General features: G+C 67.8%; 13 protein-coding genes, 2 tRNA genes and 1 pseudogene. 8 read left to right on the top strand and 8 right to left on the bottom strand.

The genetic code is table 11. The features are described from left to right. Positions 1–80: 80 nt before the first annotated feature. Positions 81–686: a TIGR00730 family Rossman fold protein gene (locus ACP7AU_RS14780; protein ID WP_426035911.1), complete on the bottom strand. Its 606-nt coding sequence runs from the start codon at positions 684–686 to the stop codon at positions 81–83. A gap of 87 nt (positions 687–773) precedes the next feature. On the opposite strand from ACP7AU_RS14780, the gene ACP7AU_RS14775 reads away from it, so the two are divergent. After that, positions 774–1,523 carry a hypothetical protein gene (locus tag ACP7AU_RS14775; RefSeq protein WP_426051895.1) on the top strand — a complete coding sequence of 250 codons (750 nt, stop codon included), beginning with the start codon at positions 774–776 and terminating at the stop codon, positions 1,521–1,523. Between the two features lie 92 nt (positions 1,524–1,615). On the opposite strand, the gene ACP7AU_RS14770 is transcribed toward ACP7AU_RS14775, so the two are convergent. The 3 genes from ACP7AU_RS14770 to ACP7AU_RS14760 all read right to left on the bottom strand — a co-directional run bounded on the left by ACP7AU_RS14770 (position 1,616) and on the right by ACP7AU_RS14760 (position 4,355). Next, positions 1,616–2,815, bottom strand: coding sequence for a winged helix-turn-helix domain-containing protein (locus ACP7AU_RS14770; protein ID WP_426051894.1), 1,200 nt, complete (start codon positions 2,813–2,815; stop codon positions 1,616–1,618). A 40-nt stretch (positions 2,816–2,855) separates the two neighbouring features. Then, the gene (locus tag ACP7AU_RS14765; protein ID WP_426051893.1) at positions 2,856–4,172 is read right to left on the bottom strand and encodes an Hsp70 family protein; all 1,317 of its coding nucleotides are present in this window, start codon (positions 4,170–4,172) and stop codon (positions 2,856–2,858) included. A 108-nt stretch (positions 4,173–4,280) separates the two neighbouring features. Then, positions 4,281–4,355: transfer RNA gene (locus ACP7AU_RS14760), tRNA-Asn, on the bottom strand. A 56-nt stretch (positions 4,356–4,411) separates the two neighbouring features. On the opposite strand from ACP7AU_RS14760, the gene ACP7AU_RS14755 reads away from it, so the two are divergent. Next, the gene (locus tag ACP7AU_RS14755) at positions 4,412–5,227 is read left to right on the top strand and encodes a TrmH family RNA methyltransferase (protein ID WP_426051892.1); all 816 of its coding nucleotides are present in this window, start codon (positions 4,412–4,414) and stop codon (positions 5,225–5,227) included. A gap of 234 nt (positions 5,228–5,461) precedes the next feature. On the opposite strand, the gene ACP7AU_RS14750 is transcribed toward ACP7AU_RS14755, so the two are convergent. After that, positions 5,462–5,535 (bottom strand) — tRNA-Cys (locus tag ACP7AU_RS14750). Between the two features lie 154 nt (positions 5,536–5,689). On the opposite strand from ACP7AU_RS14750, the gene ACP7AU_RS14745 reads away from it, so the two are divergent. The 5 genes from ACP7AU_RS14745 (at position 5,690) to ACP7AU_RS14725 (ending at position 12,273) form a co-directional block, all read left to right on the top strand. Further along, entirely contained in the window at positions 5,690–6,319 is a 630-nt protein-coding gene (locus tag ACP7AU_RS14745) for a protein-L-isoaspartate O-methyltransferase family protein (RefSeq protein WP_426051891.1), read from the top strand. 131 nt (positions 6,320–6,450) lie between these two features. Next, positions 6,451–7,980 carry a TolC family outer membrane protein gene (locus ACP7AU_RS14740; protein WP_426051890.1) on the top strand — a complete coding sequence of 510 codons (1,530 nt, stop codon included), beginning with the start codon at positions 6,451–6,453 and terminating at the stop codon, positions 7,978–7,980. 160 nt (positions 7,981–8,140) lie between these two features. Next, entirely contained in the window at positions 8,141–8,737 is a 597-nt protein-coding gene (locus ACP7AU_RS14735) for a DUF2497 domain-containing protein (RefSeq protein WP_426035897.1), read from the top strand. Positions 8,738–8,813: 76 nt separating this feature from the next. Then, on the top strand, positions 8,814–11,531 hold the full coding sequence (locus tag ACP7AU_RS14730; protein ID WP_426051889.1) for a valine--tRNA ligase: 2,718 nt from the start codon (positions 8,814–8,816) through the stop codon (positions 11,529–11,531). After that, positions 11,524–12,273: a TlyA family RNA methyltransferase gene (locus ACP7AU_RS14725; protein ID WP_426051888.1), complete on the top strand. Its 750-nt coding sequence runs from the start codon at positions 11,524–11,526 to the stop codon at positions 12,271–12,273. Before ACP7AU_RS14730 ends, ACP7AU_RS14725 begins: the two co-directional genes overlap by 8 nt. A gap of 156 nt (positions 12,274–12,429) precedes the next feature. Here ACP7AU_RS14725 and ACP7AU_RS14720 read toward each other — a convergent pair whose 3' ends face one another. After that, on the bottom strand, positions 12,430–13,002 hold the full coding sequence (locus ACP7AU_RS14720) for a glycine zipper 2TM domain-containing protein (RefSeq protein ID WP_426051887.1): 573 nt from the start codon (positions 13,000–13,002) through the stop codon (positions 12,430–12,432). Positions 13,003–13,151: 149 nt separating this feature from the next. Between ACP7AU_RS14720 and ACP7AU_RS14715 the strand changes: the two genes are divergently transcribed. After that, on the top strand, positions 13,152–14,390 hold the full coding sequence (locus ACP7AU_RS14715; protein WP_426051909.1) for a class I SAM-dependent RNA methyltransferase: 1,239 nt from the start codon (positions 13,152–13,154) through the stop codon (positions 14,388–14,390). Here ACP7AU_RS14715 and ACP7AU_RS14710 read toward each other — a convergent pair. Then, positions 14,387–15,532, bottom strand: coding sequence for a DNA cytosine methyltransferase (locus tag ACP7AU_RS14710; protein ID WP_426051886.1), 1,146 nt, complete (start codon positions 15,530–15,532; stop codon positions 14,387–14,389). The two genes, ACP7AU_RS14715 and ACP7AU_RS14710, sit on opposite strands and share 4 nt — an antisense overlap. Positions 15,533–16,035: 503 nt before the next feature. Then, positions 16,036–16,890, bottom strand: a pseudogene (locus ACP7AU_RS14705) (PA0069 family radical SAM protein); the annotation flags it as partial. Between the last annotated feature and the right edge of the window lie 326 nt (positions 16,891–17,216).

Genomic DNA, 17,216 nt, shown 5'->3' with positions numbered 1-17,216 from the left:
GACATAGTGCGTTGTTATTCGAAACTGTCAATCGCGTTTTCAAACGGAACGGACTTCGGAGCTGACTGATCAATGATTACTTATCGCTGGTCATGTTTCAAGACAGGGGAGGCGTCAGTCTGTCGCATCGCCTCGATTGCCTCCTCGACCGTGTCGCAGACGACCCACGCTTGCAGGAAGGAGGGCGGGGTGAAGCCGGTCTCAACGCTCTGGCGCATCAGGGCGAAGAAGGTCTCCCAGAAGCCGTTGATGTTGAGGAAGATCACCGGCTTGCCATGCAGGTCCAGTCGTTTCCACGACAGCAGTTCGACGACCTCCTCCAGCGTTCCGATGCCGCCAGGCGCGACGACGAAGGCGTCGGACTGGTCGTACATCAGCTGTTTGCGCTCGTGCATCGAGGTGACGACGATGGTCTCCACCTCGTCGAACAGGCGTTCGCGGCTGCGCAGGAAGGCCGGCATGATGCCGACGACCCGCCCGCCGGCCTCGTGCGCCGCCCGGGCCGAGGCACCCATCAGGCCGACGCCGCCGCCGCCATAGACCAGACGCCAGCCTTCGCGCGCTGTCGCCGCGCCGAACGCTGCGGCCGCAGCGGTGAAGATCGGATCGGCCGCATCGGACGATCCGCAGAACAGACAGACCGACTGACCGTCGAACGGAGCGATGGTGGGGATTGACGCCGACATGAACCCTCGAGACGAGACGCAAGATTGGAGACAGGCCGGTCGAGCCGGTCTATCTGGGCGAACAGTCCTACAGACCCGGTGGACAGGATGAAACGACCGATCGCATCGAGGCTTTCAGCGACCCTGACCTGCGCCATTGCGCTGAGCGTCACTGCCTGCGGCGAACAGGCCCAACCGGCCGCAGACGCGACCCAGGAAACGGGTTGGATCATGCCGCCCGAGATCGACGCGGTCGCTTCGAGCGGGCGAGAGCTGATCGTTCGCGGACAGGCCTCTCCCCTGGGGCGGGTCGTGGTCAGCGGCGCGGGGGGGCTGGCCTATGCCGTGGGCGCCGACGCTGAGGGGCGGTTCGAGCTGCGCGTGCCGCGCCCGGCCCAAGACACCCTGTTCCTGGTCGAGGCGCGCGCGGGCCAGGCCGGCTTTCCGGCGCCCTATCGTCTTCTGATCGGAGCTGACCCCTCGGCGCCGATCGCGCTTCTGGCCATCGGTGCGCCCACGCAACGACTGGATTCCGGCCTCGGCCTGGACGCCGTCGACACCGACGGACGGGCGGTCTTCGTCTCGGGAAGGTCGACTGCCGGGACCGGGGTGGTCATCGAAGGGAGCGTCCAGAGCACGGTAACGGCGGACGAGGAGGGCCGCTGGCGGCTGGCGGGGTCCGGCGACGGCACGACGCCGATCACGATCGACGGACGGGCCTATGCGCCGGCTCCGGGTGCGGTCGCGGATCCCGGTAACCTGCATCGGGCCGGGGCGGGATGGAGCATCGCCTGGTCGAGCCCGGGGGGCGGGCGCCAGGCGACGTGGTTTCCCGACAAGCCTGCAACGGCTCGTTAACCAATTCGGCTCACCGATACAGCGTTCTCTCAGAGGACACCCACCACCGAACCTCTTCAGCCCGGCGCCCGCGTCGGGCTTTTTCTTTGGCGTCAGCGCGAGAGAGCGTCGGACAGATCGGCAGCGAGATCGCCGCGCTCCTTGACCCCGACCCGGCCCAGACCAAGCCAGTCCGCCATCCGGATCAGTTCCGCCGCCAGTCTCGAGGGGGTCTCCGGCGTCGCCAGCGGCTCGCGCCATGCCGCCTGGACAAGCAGGACGCCCGCCTGGCGATCCGCCTTCAGATCGACCCGAGCCGTGATCGCCTCGTCCTCGAGGAAGGGCAGGACATAGTAGCCGTGCGCCCGCTTGTGCGCCGGGGTGTAGATTTCCAGCCTGATGCGCACGTCGAACAGCCGCTCGGTCCGATCCCGGAACCAGATCAGGTTGTCGAAGGGGGAGAGCAGAGCGGCGCCTTGCACCTTCCGAGGGCGGCGGGCGTCCGGCGCAATATAGGTCGAGCCTTTCCAGCCCGGGACGCCGACGGGCGTCAGTGCGCCCTCCTCGACCAGTTCGGCGATGCGATCGCGCGCGTCCTGCAGCGGCATGCGGAAATAGTCTCGCAGGTCGGCAGCGGTGGCCACACCCATGGCCTCGGCGGCGATGCGGATCAGGGCGCGCTGGGCGTCGGGTTCGGACGGGGTCGGCAGGCTCTGGATTGCTGGGGGAATGACCCGTTCGGTCAGGTCATAGACCCGCTCGAAGCCGCGCCGGGTCCTGGTCGTGATCAGTCCGGCCCAGAACAGCCACTCCAGCGCGCGCTTGCCGTCCGACCACTCCCACCAGCCGGGCTTGCCGCGCGGGCCAGTGGCGAAGTCGGCGCCTGTCACAGGGCCGCGTCGTTCGATCTCGGCCAGGACGCCGTCGATATAGTCGCGACGTTCCCAGCCGAAGCGATTGATCCCAGGCCAGGCGCCATGCCCGTCGCGCGCCCGCTCCATCCGCCAGCGCATCAGGGGCTGGATCTCCAGAGGCATCAGCGAGGCCTCGTGGCCCCAGTATTCGAAGAAGGACGGCTTCTTGCCCCAGGCCTCGGTCTCAAGCAGGTCGCGCGGATAGGCGCCGAGGCGGGAGAAGGCGGGCAGATAGTGGGTGCGGCTGACGACATTGACGCTGTCGATCTGGATCACGCCCAGGCGACGGGCTGTGTCCCGGAACTGGCGCGTGCCGGCGCTCGTCGGATGGGGTTTGCCGAAGCCCTGGGCGGCCAGGGCCATGCGTCGGGCGAGGGCGGGCGAAAGCTGTTCGGTCATATCTGCACCGATCCTATCGGGCGAGACCGGCGAAGTCTCGTCAGCGGCTTTCGGTCCAGAGATCGAGGTCCGTTTCCCGCCCGATCAGGGCCAGGCCTGACGCGATGGACTCGAACTCGCCGCCGGTCTCGATCTTCGCAGGGTCGAATCGCCGGTTGAAGATGTCGCGCACCGCCGGGACGAAGGAGGTGCCGCCGGTCAGGAAGATGCGGTCGATCTGGCAGGGGCGCAGGCCGGATCCCTCGATTGCCCTGTCGACGGCCGCCTCGATGGCTGCCAACTCGGGTGCGATCCAGGCCTCGAACTCCGATCGGGCGACCGGCGCTTCCAGACGAATCGATCCGGCGTCGAAAACGAAGGTCGCGCTCTCGTCGCGCGACAGGTCCATCTTCAGGTGCGAGATCGCCTGGTAGAGGGCGTAGCCGTGATTGTCGTCGAGCACCTCGATCAGCCGCGCGACCTTCCCGGGTTCCTCTGCGATCCGGGCCATGGCCCGGATGTCCTTCATGTCGCGCGAGGCGCGCAGCAGGGCCAGCTGATCCCAGCGCGCAAAGGCGGCATAGTAGCGCTGGGGGATGGGCAGGGTCTTGCCGAGCGTCCGGTATGAGCCGCCCTTGCCGAGCGCCGGCGACACAAGCTGGTCGATGATCCGGTAGTCGAAGGCGTCGCCGGCCACGCCGACGCCGGATCGTGCGAGCGGCGTGGAGCGCAGCCCCTGGGGCGACGGCTCAAAGCGGACGATGGAGAAGTCGCTGGTGCCGCCGCCGAAGTCCGCGACCAGCACATTGGCCGGTTCGGTCAGTTTGCGAGCGAAGAAGAAGGCCGCGCCGACAGGCTCATAGGCATAGCGGATGTCGGTGAAGCCCAGCCGGGCGAAGGCCGTCTGGTAGCGCGAGAGCGCGAGGTCCGCGTCGGGCGCTCCGCCGGCGAAGGTCACAGGTCGCCCGACGATGACGCGAGGCGGCAGGGCGTCCATCGTCTCGCCCGCGTGATGCCGGAGGCGCAGCAGGAAGGCCGCCAGCAGGTCTTCGAACTTGTAGCGCCGGTTGTCGATCACCGTCTCGGTGAAGGCCGCGCTGGCGGCGAAGGTCTTGAACGACTGGATGAAGCGGGTTTCGAGTGGATCCTCGACATAGGCCTCTATGGCCCACGGACCGGCCTCGACGACTCGCTCGGGCGGCCGGCCGTCGGCGCCGGGGTGAAGCTGGAAGCTCAATGTCGAGCGGAACGTCGCCAGATCGCCGCCAGGCGCCTCGAAGCGAATCACGACCGCCTCGCCATCGCCGCTGGTCAGGGCGACGACCGTGTTGGTGGTGCCGAAGTCGATCCCGATCGTCGTCGCGGATTGCAGAATCATGAGCGGCGCCTCGGTTGCGGCCGGGACGGCGCTGATGGTCTGTCTTGGCCTGGGGGCTCGCCGCCGAAAGGCGGTATCGCCTTGTCGAAATCGGGCTAAAGCGCCGAGTGGCTCCGCGGGTAGGATTCGAACCTACGACCAGCCGATTAACAGTCGGCTGCTCTACCACTGAGCTACCGCGGAACAGGGGCTCGGGAGGCGGGCCTATAGCAGCGGCCTTCTTGATTGTGCAACGGGAAATGTCAGCCATCGCCATTCAGTTCATCGACGATGCCGCCGATCCCCGCGTAGCCGCCTATCGCGATATCCGCGAACGCGACCTGACCGGCCGCGAAGGGCTGTTCGTGGCGGAAGGGGAGGTGGTGATCCGCACCCTGCTGTCGCCGACGTCTCTGTGCAGAGCCCGTTCGTTGCTGATCGCTGCGAATCGACTCGACGCCCAGGGCGAACTGGTCGCGGCGGCGGGGGAGGCGCCGGTCTATGCGGCGTCGCAGGCGGTGATGGACGCCATCGCCGGCTTCCCCCTGCATCGCGGCCTGCTGGCCCTCGGCGAGAAGCCGGTCGAGCGGACCGTCGCCGAGACACTGGCGGATCTGCCGGAGGAATGTGTGGTGCTTGCCTGCGCAGAGATCGGCAACCACGACAATATGGGCGGCCTGTTCCGCAATGCGGCGGCGTTCGGGGCGGCGGCGGTGCTCAGGGACGAACGCTGCTGCGATCCCTTCTATCGCAAGGCCATCCGGGTTTCGGTCGGCGCGGTGCTGAGGACGCCGAGCGCCCGCGCCGCCTCGCTGGAACAGTTGATCATCGCTCTTCAGGCTGCGCGGTTCGAGGTGATCGCCATGTCGCCCGCTGCGGGCGAGCGGTTGTCCGGGCTGGCTGGCGGGGGTCGCAAGGCCGTTTTGGTCGGTTCCGAAGGGCCGGGCCTGCCGGCGGAGATCATGGCGCTGGTCAGGACCGTCGGCATCCCTATGGCGGGGGGATTCGACTCCCTGAACGTCGCTGTGACCAGCGCCCTCGCCCTGTACCAAGTCACAGCCGTGTCGATTCGCTGACAGTCGCGTGATTTCAGCGCGTTAACGTTTCATGCACCTTGATGAACGCCGATTTTCATGACGCTATGGAGGTCCGGGGAGGACGACATGGCTGGTATTCTGGGGTTCATGAGCCGAAACGTGCGGATGGCAGTCGCGATTGCCGTAGTGGCCGCGGCTGTCGGCGGCGCCGGCGCGATCGGCTGGCTGACTGCGCCGATCTAAAAATCATCATCGATCTCAACGAGATCGCGATGGAGGCCTGACCGGGAATCGAACCCGGGTGCAAGGATTTGCAGTCCTCTGCGTCACCACTCCGCCATCAGGCCACAGGGCTTTTTGAGATGCCCCAGATCGCGAGGGGCGTTCGCTATCAGATCGGCTTCGTGGCTGCAACGCGATTGTCGCCGGAGACGCACGGACCTATAAGCGCGCCAGATTTCCGGCCTGGCCGGTCGCTTCGCTTCAGGGATTCCGCGTCACATGGATTACGCCGCCGCTCGCAAGGTCATGGTGGACTCCCAGGTCCGTGTGAACGACGTCACCGACCGCGGCCTTCAGGCCGCCTTGATGGCCGTTCCTCGCGAACACTTCTGCGCCCCGGACCAGGCCTTCGCCGCCTATGGCGAGGTCGAGGTCGAGATTGCCGCCGGGCGCCGTCTCATGCAGGCGCGCGAGGTCGCCAAATTGATCCAGGCGCTGGATGCCCGCGAGGGCGAGACGGCCCTGGCGATTGCCGGCCCCTACGCCGCTGCCGTGCTGGCCGCCATGAAGGTGTCCGTCACCGCCCAGGAAGCGGAAGGCTCCGTACTCGACGTGGTCGGACCGGCCCTGGCCGACGCGGGCGTCGCCACCGTCGTCGCGCCCCTGTCGCAACCGACGGGCCAGGACTGGGATATCATCGTCTCCGAAGGCGCGGTCGCGGTTCGTCCGACCGCCTGGCTGGCGGCGCTGCGTGTCGGCGGCCGTCTGGCGGTGGTCGAGCGCCCCGGTCCGAACGGCCGGGCGGTGCTCTATGTGAAGGGTCGCGAGGGCGTCTCGCGTCGCGAACTGTTCGACGCTGCGCCACCGGTGCTGGCCGAAATGACACCGGCCCCCGCTTTCGCCTTCTGATTTGCCGCCATCTCGACGGAGCCGGGTAGCGGTCGCGTGAATAAAACTTAACTGGCGTAGCTGTAGGCCCTCAAGCACTAGGCCTGTGAAGAGATATCGGCGCCGTTCGCGACGCCCATCGGGATACTGTCATGTTCAAACGCTCGCGCGCGCTCGCCTCCGTCGCCCTGATCGCCGTTACGGCCGGTTTGGCCGTTCCTGCCTGGGCCGAGACCCTGCAGGAGGCCATTGCCCTGGCCTACCGCACCAATCCGACCCTGCAGGGTCAGCGCGCCCAGCAGCGCGCCCTCGACGAAGCGGTGCCCCAGGCCCGGGCCGGCCTTCGCCCGACACTCACCGTCAGCGGTTCGGCCAGCTACAGGAACATTGACGCGCGTGAGCCCGGGATCGACCTCAACGGCGACGGGATCGTCGATATACCGAGCTCGCGTAATTCGACCGATACCGAGTCGGTCGGCGCCAGCATCGGCGTGGACCAGACTTTGTACTCGGGGGGACGCATCGCGCGTGGCATCGACGCCGCCGAGGCGTCGGTCCTGAGCGGCCGCGAGGGCCTGCGCAGTATCGAGCAACAGGTGCTGGCCGCCGTGATCCAGGCCTATGTCGATGTCCAGCGCGACGTCGAAATCCTGCGCATCCGTGAGGCCAACCTGGCCGTCCTGCGCCGACAGCTGGACGAATCGAACGCCCGCTTCGAGGTCGGCGAGATCACCCGCACCGACGTCTCGCAGTCGGAGGCACGCCTGGCCCAGTCTGAAGCCGACCTCGCCGGCTCCCAGGCCCAGTTGTCGGTCTCGCGCGCCACCTACGCCGCCGTCGTCGGCCAGGCGCCCGCCAATCTGGAAGATCCGCCGGCGCTGCCGGGCGTGCCGACCGATTTCGACGCCGCCCTGGACATCGGCCTGGCCGAGAACCCCAGCCTGCTGGCCGCCGAATATCAACTGCGCGAGGCCGAGGCGCGTCACGCCCAGGCCCGCTCCGCCTATCTGCCGTCCGTGGGTCTCTCCAGCTCGTATGGCGGCTCGACCCCGATCTCCGGCTTCGACCTGTCGGATCGCACCAACACCTTCCAGGCCGGCGTCAGCGTCTCGGTGCCCCTGTTCACCGGCGGGCTGAACAGCTCGCGTGTGGCACAGGCCTTGGAACAGGCCAACGCGGCCAAGATCGAAATCGACCGCCAGAAGCGCTCCGTTCTGCAGGGTGTCTCGAGCGCCTACGCCCAGGTCGTCTCGAACCGCTCCCAGTTGGAGGCAGGCGTCGCCGGTGTGAGCGCCGCCCGCGTGGCCGCCGAGGGTGTCCGTCAGGAGCAGCAGGTCGGTCTGCGCACGACCCTCGACGTGCTGAACGGCGAACTCGAGTTGCGCAACGCCGAGATCAACCTGGCTGTGGCCAAGCGCAATCTCTACGTCGCCCAGGCGTCGCTGCTGACCTCCATGGGTCGTCTGAGCGGCGAGGACCTGAACCCGGGCCTCGAGGTCTATGATCCGGCCGTCAACGCCGACCGCGTCCGCCTGCGCGGCGCCGTGCCCTGGGACGGTCTGGTCGAGACGCTTGACCGTATCGCGGCCCCCCTGATCACTCCGGCGAACGAGACCGAGAACGCGCCGATCGACACCCAGCTTGACGGCGAGATCGTTCGGACCGCGCCGAACTCGAACTGACGCCTGCGGATTAACCAGCCAGGCGAAAAACGCCCGTTGATTCCCACGGGCGTTGATGCGACGAAATGAACTGGGGCAGGGCTGAACGTCGGCTCCGACCCTCTTTGTTCGTCACGCGTGGGCCCAAGGCGGCCGGCGCAGGTTCTTCGAAGGCCCGATCATGACCGACACCACCGCCCAAGAGCCGACGATGGAAGAGATCCTGGCGTCGATCCGCCGGATCATCTCCGAAGACGACGCGCCCGCCGCCGAATCGGCCCCGGCCCCCGAGCCCGTCGAAGCGGCGTCGCCCGCCCTGATGGACGAGACCCCGTCGATGCAGGAGCCCGAGCCGCAGGAAGAGGAAGAGATCCTCGACCTGACCGACCGCTACGAGGCCCCGGCGGCCGAGACGATCGGCGACCTCGACGTCATCGCCCCGGCCGACGAGCCGGAACCCGAACCCTTCCCCACCTCGTGCGCAGAGCCGGAGCGTCCCGTGGCCCAGGAGCCGGCGCCCAGCGCCTCGTCCGTGCCCTATGATTCGCTCGTCGGCGAAAGCGCCTCGGCGGCGTCCGCCTCGGCCTTCGCCGGCCTCTCCGCTGCGTTCCGCCAGCCCGAGCCGGTTCCGACCGGCGGCGTCGGCCCAACCATCGACGACCTGGCCCGCAGTCTGCTGCGTCCGATGCTGAAGGATTGGCTTGACGCCAATCTGCCCGGCATCGTCGAGGCGGCGGTAAAGAAGGAAGTCGAACGCATCGCCCGCAGCGCGGGCTAGCCCCGCTCGCCACCGGCGACTAAGACCAGCAGGGGCGGCTCTCACGGGCCGCCCCTTCGCATTTCCGGACCTCCCAATGCTCGACAAGACTTTCGACCCCAAGGCCGCCGAACCCCGCCTCTATGCCGCGTGGGAGGCCTCCGGCGCCTTCGCTCCGAAGACGGATGGCGCCGCCGAGGCCTATTCGATCGTCATCCCGCCGCCAAACGTGACGGGCTCTCTGCACATCGGCCACGCGCTGAACAACACCCTGCAGGACATCCTGGCCCGCTATCACCGGATGCAGGGTAAGGCCGTCCTGTGGCTGCCCGGCACGGACCACGCCGGCATCGCCACCCAGATGGTTGTGGAGCGCCAGCTGGCCGCCGCCGGCAACATCGGCCGCCGCGACATGGGCCGCGAGGCCTTCGTGGCCAAAATCTGGGAGTGGAAGGCCGAGTCGGGCGGGACCATCGTCCAGCAGCTTCGTCGCCTCGGCGCGTCCTGCGACTGGACGCGCGAGCGCTTCACGCTTGACGAGGGTCTGAATGCCGCCGTGCGCAAGGTCTTCGTCAAGCTGCATCAGGACGGGCTGATCTATCGCGACAAACGTCTGGTGAACTGGGATCCCCAGTTCCAGACGGCCATCTCCGACCTTGAGGTCGAGCAGCGGGAGGTCGAGGGCGCCTACTGGCATTTCGCCTATCCGTTGGCCGACAGCGTCACCTACGAACATCTGATCGCCTTCGACGACGAGGGCGTGGCGACCGGTTTCGAGACCCGCGACTTCATCGTCGTGGCCACGACACGCCCGGAGACGATGCTGGGCGACACCGGCGTGGCCGTGCATCCGGATGACGAGCGCTACAAGAGTCTGATCGGCAAGTCGGTGATCCTGCCGATCACCGGCCGGCGCATCCCCATCGTCGCCGACGACTACGCCGATCCGACCAAGGGCTCGGGCGCGGTCAAGATCACCCCGGCGCACGACTTCAACGACTTCCAGGTTGGGAAGCGGGCGGGGCTCGCTGCCCTCAACGTGCTGGACGCCTTCGCCCTGATCACCACGGCCGACACGACCGATATCCCGGCCGAGTACGACGGCATGGACCGGTTCGCGGCGCGCAAGGCTATCGTGGCCCTGGCGGAAGAGGCCGGCTGGCTGCGCGAGATCGAGAAGACACGACACGTGGTTCCTCACGGTGACCGCTCGGGGGTCGTCATCGAGCCGTGGCTGACGGACCAGTGGTACGTCGATGCCCACACCCTGGCCCAGCCGGCGCTGAAGGCGGTGGAGCAGGGCGACACGGTGTTCGAGCCGAAGTCCTACGAGAAGATCTATTTCGAATGGCTGCGCAACATCGAGCCCTGGTGCATCAGCCGCCAGCTCTGGTGGGGTCACCGTATTCCGGCCTGGTATGACGCCGACGGCAAGATCTACGTCGCCGAGACCGAGGCGGAAGCCATCGCGCAGGCGGGCGGGAAGGCCCTGACACAGGACGAGGACGTCCTCGACACCTGGTTCTCGTCGGCCCTGTGGCCGTTCTCGACCATGGGCTGGCCGGAGAAGACGGAAGATCTGGCGCGGTTTTATCCGACCAGCGACCTCGTGACGGCCGCTGACATCATCTTCTTCTGGGTCGCCCGGATGATGATGATGGGCCTCCACTTTATGGACGAGGTCCCGTTCAGACGCGTCATCATCAATGGCCTCGTCCGCGACGAGAAGGGCCAGAAGATGAGCAAGTCCAAGGGTAATGTGATCGACCCCCTGGTCATCATCGACGAGCTGGGGGCCGATCCCCTGCGCTTCACCATGGCCATCCTGTCGGGCACGCGCGACATCAAGCTGTCGAAGCAGCGGATCGAGGGCTATCGCAACTTCGGCACCAAGCTGTGGAACGCAGCCCGCTTCTCCGAGATGAACGAGGCGCGGCGCGTCGAGGGCTTCGACCCCACGACCGTCGAACAGACGATCAACCGCTGGGTTCGCGGCGAACTGACCAAGACGGAGCGCGCAGTGTCGGAAGCGATCGAGGGCGGTCGTTTCGACGACGCGGCCTCGGCGCTCTACAGGTTCGTCTGGAACGTCTTCTGCGACTGGTATCTGGAGCTGGCCAAGCCGGTGTTCCAGGGGTCGGACGAGGCGGCCAAGGCCGAGACGCGGGCGATGACGGCCTGGACCCTGGATCAGACACTGAAGCTGCTGCACCCGGTCATGCCTTTCATCACCGAGGAACTATGGGCCGAGCTCGGCAAGGAGGGCGCGCCACGCGACGAGGCGACCCTGATCGGCGCGGCCTGGCCCGTGCTGCCTGACGCCTTCGTTGACGCGGAGGCGGAGACCGAGATCGGCTGGCTGGTCGATCTGGTCGGCGAGGTTCGTGGTCTGCGCAGCGAAATGAACGTGCCGCCGGGAGCGAAGCCGGCGCTGACCTTCGTCGCGCCGGACGCGTCGACGTCTGACAAGGCGGTGCGGCACCGTGACCTGATCCTGACGCTCGCCCGTGTGTCGGAGGTTGCGACCGCCGATGCTGCTCCGACCGGGGCGGTGACCTTTGTGTCCGGCGGATCGGCGGCGGCCCTGTCGCTGGCCGGGATCATCGACCTGACGGCCGAGCGCGCCCGCCTGACCCGGGAAATCGCCGCCTTCGACAGCGACGTCGGCCATGTGATGAAGAAGCTGGGCAACCCCAACTTCGTCGAACGCGCGGCCCCCGCCGTGATCGACGAGCAGCGCGCCAAGCTGGCCGAGGCCGAGGCCGGCAAGGTGCGGCTGGAAGCGGCTCTGGCCCGGCTGGCCGATCTTGGCTGACTTCGGACCCCGGATCCGGCTGGACCACCTGATGGTGGCACGCGGCCTGGTCGAAAGCCGTTCGCGGGCGAAGGCGGCGATCGAGGCCGGGGGCGTGACCGTCGATGGCCAACCGGCGCGCGCCGTTTCGCAAGGGGTGGGCGCGGACGCTGTGGTGACCGTCGTCGAGCCCCATGGCTGGGTCGGCCGCGCAGCGCTGAAGCTGGATCACGCCCTGACCCTGTGGCCAGTGGCGGTCGAAGGTCGGGTGGTGCTGGACGTCGGCGCCTCGACCGGCGGGTTCACCGAGGTCTGTCTGGCGCGCGGGGCGGCGAAGGTCTTCTCCGTCGACGTCGGCCAGGGCCAGATGCATCCAAAGGTCTCGGCCGATCCCCGGGTCGTGAACCTGGAGAAGACCGACGCCCGGACGCTCGACGAGGTCCTGATCCCGGAAACGCCGGGCCTGATCGTCTGCGACGCCAGCTTCATCGGCCTGGCCAAGGTGTTGCCGGCCGCGCTGGATCTCGCGGCCGAAGACGCCGATCTGATCGCCCTGGTCAAGCCCCAGTTCGAGGGCGAAGGCCCCAAGGAGGCCGGCAAGAAGGGGGTGGTCAAGGGCCCACAGGCGCACCTCGACGCCGTGCACCGCGCGTCGGCATGGCTGGCGACTGTCGGATGGACCGTCCAGGCCACGACGGAAAGCCCGATCACCGGCGGCGACGGCAACATCGAATTCCTGCTCTGGGCCCGACGCACCCGATAGCGATCCGACCCGTCGCTCAAGCAGCGAGCGACCGCAGCGCGAGCGTTGGCGACCCTTGAGACAAAGAGAAACCGCCGGTGGATTGCTCCACCGGCGGCCCGTCGCGACATCGATCGACAGGGGGGCTGAAAAATATCGATGCCGCGAAGCCCTGGATCAGCGCGGCAGCCAGCCGCGGCGCGGATCGAAATAGTAGTGGCCGTCGGCCGAAACCTCGTAGCCGCCCTCGTAGCGGCGATCGTCCCGACGGTTGTCCCGACGATCGTCGCGGCGATAGTCGTCGCGATAGCCGCGGTCGTCGTACCGGTTCGACGAATAGGCCCGGTCGTTGTAGCGGTCGTTCGAGCTGTAGTAGGTCGGGGCCTGCGAGTAGGTGGTGTTCGGACGGCACTGGTCGTTGGAGGCGCGGCCGACCTGGGCGCCGACGATGGCGCCGAGAACGCCGCCGATGATCGAGCCTTCGGTGCGGTTGCCGCGAGCAGCGACCTGCGAGCCGGCCACGGCGCCGATGCCTGCGCCGATCAGGGCGCCCGAGCCGGTGCGGCCCTGACCCAGGGTCCGGCAACGGTCCTGATTCCGGTCGTTGTAGCCGTAGGACTGGTTGTAGCCCTGGTTCTGATTGTAGCCGTTGCCGTAGCCATAGGATTGGGCCGAGGCGGCGGCGGGAACGAGGGTCGCGGCGGCGGCAAGAGCGGCGGCGGCGACGGCGGACTTCACGAAGGCGGTCATAAGAGAGAACCCCTGTACGGCGCCGGGGAGGTCCGGCGTCTTGTTGGATCCACGTATGGGCCACCGAACCTGAACGCGTTTTGAGCGGGTCGTTCATCTTCGTTCAGGTTTCGGATTTTCGTCAGACCGCCTAGAAGCCGCCGATGACCATGACGCTGAAGATCGCCCGGGTGGCAGGGCAAGGGGACGGCGTGGCCGAGACCCCGGGCGGGCCGGTGTTCGCGCCCCTGACCCTGTCGGGCGAGACGGTACGTGGTGTGGTGATCGATGGCCGGATGGAGGCTCCCGAGATCCTGGAGGTCAGCCCGGACCGGATCGCGCCGGTGTCGCCCCATTACGGGGACTGCGGCGGGTGTTCGCTGCAGCACTGGGCGAGCGGGCCCTATCTGGACTGGAAGCGGGATCAGGTCGTCGGGGCTCTGGCGAGGCAGCGGATCGACACCGAGGTCGAGGCGACGGTGGCGGTGTCGCCGGGGACGCGGCGGCGGCTGGCTCTGCATGCGCGGCGGCTGGAGGACGGGCGGGTCGTACTGGGGTTCAAGGCGAGGAAGTCGTGGCGGCTGGTGGGGGTCTCGACCTGTCCCGTGGCGGATCCCCGGCTGGTGGCGGCCTTTCCGGCTCTGGCGAAGGTGGCGGCGGCTTTTCTGGAGCATCCGAAGTCGGCCCCGACCCTGCATGTGACCTGGTCGCTGGACGGGCTGGACATCGATGTAACCGGGATCGAGCGGAAGTCCGGCGGGCTGTCGGCGGACCGCCAGATGCAGGCGATCCGGGCGGCCCGGGAGGCGGATGTCGCGCGGCTCAGCATGGCCGGTGAGACACTGATGATGGCGCGCCAGCCCCGGGTGCAGTTCGGACCGGCGACCGTGCCCCTGCCGACCGGGGGCTTTCTGCAGGCTGTGCCGGAGGCGGAGGCGGCGATGGTCGAGCGGGCCGTGGCGGCGGTGAAGGGGGCCAGGAAGGTGGCGGACCTGTTCTGCGGGACCGGGACCTTCACCTTCCCCTTGGCGACGGTGGCGAGCGTTCTGGCGGCGGACGCCTCGGCGGCGGGGATCGCGGCGCTGAAACAGGGGATCGGCTCAGCCAGGGGGATGAAGCCCATCACGGCGGAGGCGCGCGACCTGTTCCGGCGGCCGCTGTCGCCCTATGACCTCAAGGGCTGCGAGGCGATCGTGTTCGACCCGCCCCGGGCCGGGGCCATCGACCAGACGGCCCAGGTCAAGGACACGAAGGCCTCGGTCGTGGTCGGGGTGTCGTGCAATCCGCAGACCTTCGCGCGGGACGCCAGGGTGCTGATCGACGCCGGGTTCCGGCTGGAGACGGTCACGCCGGTTGACCAGTTCCTGTGGTCGGCCCACGTCGAACTGGTTGGCGTCTTCCGGCGCTAGGCGGCCTTGCTGGCGGCCGCTGACGACCCGACCAGTGGCTCGAACAGATACCGGGCGAGGTGGCGGGCCACCGGGACGACGACGCCGTCGCCGGTGAGGTGGTAGGCGTCCGTGTAGCTGCGAGGCAGGACGTAGCTGTCGGGCAGACCCATAAGCCTGGCGGTCTCGCGCGCCGAAATCAGGCGGGAGCGGATGCAGGGGCCGTCGATGACGAGGATGGTCTGGCGGCTGGACCCTCCCGAAGGGGTGCGCAGGCAGCCGGCGACATCGTCGAAGCGGACCTCGGCGCGCTGTGCCTTCTGGCTCGAGGCGTCGGTGCGGGTGCGGCGGTAGACGCCCCCGACCATCCGGCGCCCTGCGCGTTGGGCGGCCTGGACCTTGGCGCGGTTGACCGGCGACATGAGGGACAGGAGGCGGTCAGTCTCGGCGGGGGTATGCCAGGCGACGCTGTCTGGCTGGTCCTCGATCAGGTCGGCGAAGGTCGAGGCGCGGCGCTCCGGCGAGGGCAGGTTCCACCAAAGGGCCTGATCGCGGAGGTCGTCGGGCAGGCGCTCCACGGCGCGGACCACGGCCGGGGTGTGGAAGGGGGCGATGGGGCCGGGCGCGGTCAGCTCGGCGGCGATGTCGGCTCCCGCGTGGATGCCGACGACGAAAAGGCGAGGGCGGGACTGAGGCGTGAACAGGTCGGCGTTGATGACCAGGGCGCCGAAGCGGTAGCTGGCCCCGGCGAAGGTCCTGCACATGGCCTCAAAGTCGGCGCCGCCGCGCGAGGTGAGGGCGCCGCAGACATTTTCGACGGCGACGAGACGCGGCGCGCGGCCCTCAACCGCCAGACCGCGGACGAGGTCCCAGAAGGCGTAGAAGGTACCGGACCGCTCGCCGGCGAGGCCGGCTCCGTTTCCGGCGAGGGACAGGTCCTGGCAGGGGAAGCTGCCCCAGACGAGGTCGGGGCGGCCGGGGAGGGCGGCGGCGTCGAGGGCGCGGATGTCGCCGACGGTCAGTTCGCCGGCCGTGCCCCAGTTGGCCTGATAGGTCAGACCCTTGCGGGCGTCGAAGTCGTTGGCGAACAGACAGTCCCAGCCGGCGCCGAGACCGGCGCGGACCATGCCTCCGCCCGCGAAGAACTCGTAGAAGCCGGGCATGGGCTCAGATCCGGGCGCTGAGGGAATCGCACATAGTGCCAGGGTGCCGACGGAGCCGAGTCGCGTCCATCGGTCGTTGGACTCAGAAAAAACAGAGTCGAAGAAGTGCAATTTTGAGAAAGCTCTTTTGTTGCAGATATTTGCGGTGAAGTCCTGATAGCACATGTCTGACATGCCGTGAGTGCGTCCGTGCGTTTCATGGCGACGCAGGACAGATGGGCTGTCGCAATCCAGGCATGTCAAAGACCCGAAGAACGAACACAGATGGGCGGCAAAGGTCGGTGATCAAGGTCCGTATAAGAAAATATTCCGTTGCGACCTGTCCCTCTCTTTCGTCATCCTCCGGCGAGCGCAGCGAGATCGGGGGACCCAGCGGCGCCGAAGGCGATCTGTTCAGGCACGATGTTTCGAGAACGGAGCGCGCGACAGGTTCGCGCTCTCGCGCGCCGCGGGGTCCCCCGGTCTGCGCCGCCAACCGGCGGCTTGCCGGAGGATGACGAAAGTCAGCCGAACAGCTCCAGCTGCGCCCGGGCGTCGGCCGGGACCCGGAATTTCGTCACGTCCAGCTCGTGCCTTGGCCCGTCGAGGCCGTAGCGTTTGACCGCCGCCTTGAAGCGGGCCGAGATCAGCTCGGCGACCGGGCCGGTGCCCTTCATCCGCTGGGACCAGTCGGCGTCGTAGTCCTTGCCGCCGCGCGTCTGGCGGATGAGGGACATGACGCGGGCGGCGCGGTCCGGGCGGGCGTCGGCCAGCCACTCGGCAAAGAGGGTCTTGATCTCGAGCGGCAGGCGCAGGGTCACGTACATGGCCGAGGTCGCCCCGGCCTTCGCCGCAGCCTCGAGCACGGCTTCCAGCTCATGGTCGTTAAGGCCGGGGATGACAGGGGCGAAACCGACACCCACGGGCACGCCCCCGTCGGCCAGCCGTTTCACCGCATCGAGACGGCGCGCGGGCGTTGCGGCGCGGGGCTCCATGGTGCGGGCGAGGTCGCGGTCCAGCGTCGTGATCGAGACGAAGGCGCTGGCCAGACCGTCGCGGCCCATCGGGCCCAGGATATCCACATCGCGGGTGATCAGATTCGATTTGGTGATGATGGAAAAGGGCTGGTTGAACCGTTGCAGGACTTCCAGCAGGCCTCGCGTGATCTTCTGCGTGCGCTCGACCGGCTGATAGGGGTCGGTGTTGCCGCCTATGTGGATGCGTTTGCAGACATATTTCCGCGCCGCGAGCTCCTGTTCCAGGAGACGCGGTCCTTCGGGCTTGAAGAAGAGCCGGCTCTCGAAATCCAGGCCCGGGGATAGGCCCATCCAGGCATGGGATGGACGGGCGTAGCAGTAGATGCAAGCATCAAAACACCCATGAGTAATTTCGAGTTGTGGTGCGTTGCAATCGCCTCCTCGTGAAAGCCGACAGGCAACGCGCAACGGCATAGCATCAGGATGAGAACATATCAAGAACGTTGGCGATGCGGGCCGGCATGTCTGACGTGTCTGCGAGGCACGGGGTGGGGTGTCATCGGACAGGCCTTCGGCCCGCTCAAAGCGGACGCGCGTAATGACTGCAACGGGTGATGGGGTGGACGCCCCCCGACGGCATCGTGTGCCAGAGTGAGGGTGTTGAACAACACTCGAAGGAGGCGTCCGTGGGACAGGTTAGCACAGTTGGTTTGGACCTCGCCAAGAGC

The organism is Brevundimonas sp. SL161 (genome assembly GCF_049896985.1).
In the GTDB taxonomy this organism is placed as follows: Bacteria; Pseudomonadota; Alphaproteobacteria; order Caulobacterales; family Caulobacteraceae; genus Brevundimonas.
This window is presented reverse-complemented; position numbering and strand designations above follow the sequence as displayed.

Excerpts from the sequence above, each read along its gene's own strand:
- ACP7AU_RS14780 (WP_426035911.1), bottom strand. The coding sequence starts at position 686 with ATGTCGGCGTCAATCCCCACCATCGCTCCGTTCGACGGTCAGTCGGTC.
- ACP7AU_RS14775 (WP_426051895.1), top strand. The coding sequence starts at position 774 with ATGAAACGACCGATCGCATCGAGGCTTTCAGCGACCCTGACCTGCGCC.
- ACP7AU_RS14770 (WP_426051894.1), bottom strand. The coding sequence starts at position 2,815 with ATGACCGAACAGCTTTCGCCCGCCCTCGCCCGACGCATGGCCCTGGCC.
- ACP7AU_RS14765 (WP_426051893.1), bottom strand. The coding sequence starts at position 4,172 with ATGATTCTGCAATCCGCGACGACGATCGGGATCGACTTCGGCACCACC.
- ACP7AU_RS14755 (WP_426051892.1), top strand. The coding sequence starts at position 4,412 with ATGTCAGCCATCGCCATTCAGTTCATCGACGATGCCGCCGATCCCCGC.
- ACP7AU_RS14745 (WP_426051891.1), top strand. The coding sequence starts at position 5,690 with ATGGATTACGCCGCCGCTCGCAAGGTCATGGTGGACTCCCAGGTCCGT.
- ACP7AU_RS14740 (WP_426051890.1), top strand. The coding sequence starts at position 6,451 with ATGTTCAAACGCTCGCGCGCGCTCGCCTCCGTCGCCCTGATCGCCGTT.
- ACP7AU_RS14735 (WP_426035897.1), top strand. The coding sequence starts at position 8,141 with ATGACCGACACCACCGCCCAAGAGCCGACGATGGAAGAGATCCTGGCG.
- ACP7AU_RS14730 (WP_426051889.1), top strand. The coding sequence starts at position 8,814 with ATGCTCGACAAGACTTTCGACCCCAAGGCCGCCGAACCCCGCCTCTAT.
- ACP7AU_RS14720 (WP_426051887.1), bottom strand. The coding sequence starts at position 13,002 with ATGACCGCCTTCGTGAAGTCCGCCGTCGCCGCCGCCGCTCTTGCCGCC.
- ACP7AU_RS14715 (WP_426051909.1), top strand. The coding sequence starts at position 13,152 with ATGACGCTGAAGATCGCCCGGGTGGCAGGGCAAGGGGACGGCGTGGCC.
- ACP7AU_RS14710 (WP_426051886.1), bottom strand. The coding sequence starts at position 15,532 with ATGCCCGGCTTCTACGAGTTCTTCGCGGGCGGAGGCATGGTCCGCGCC.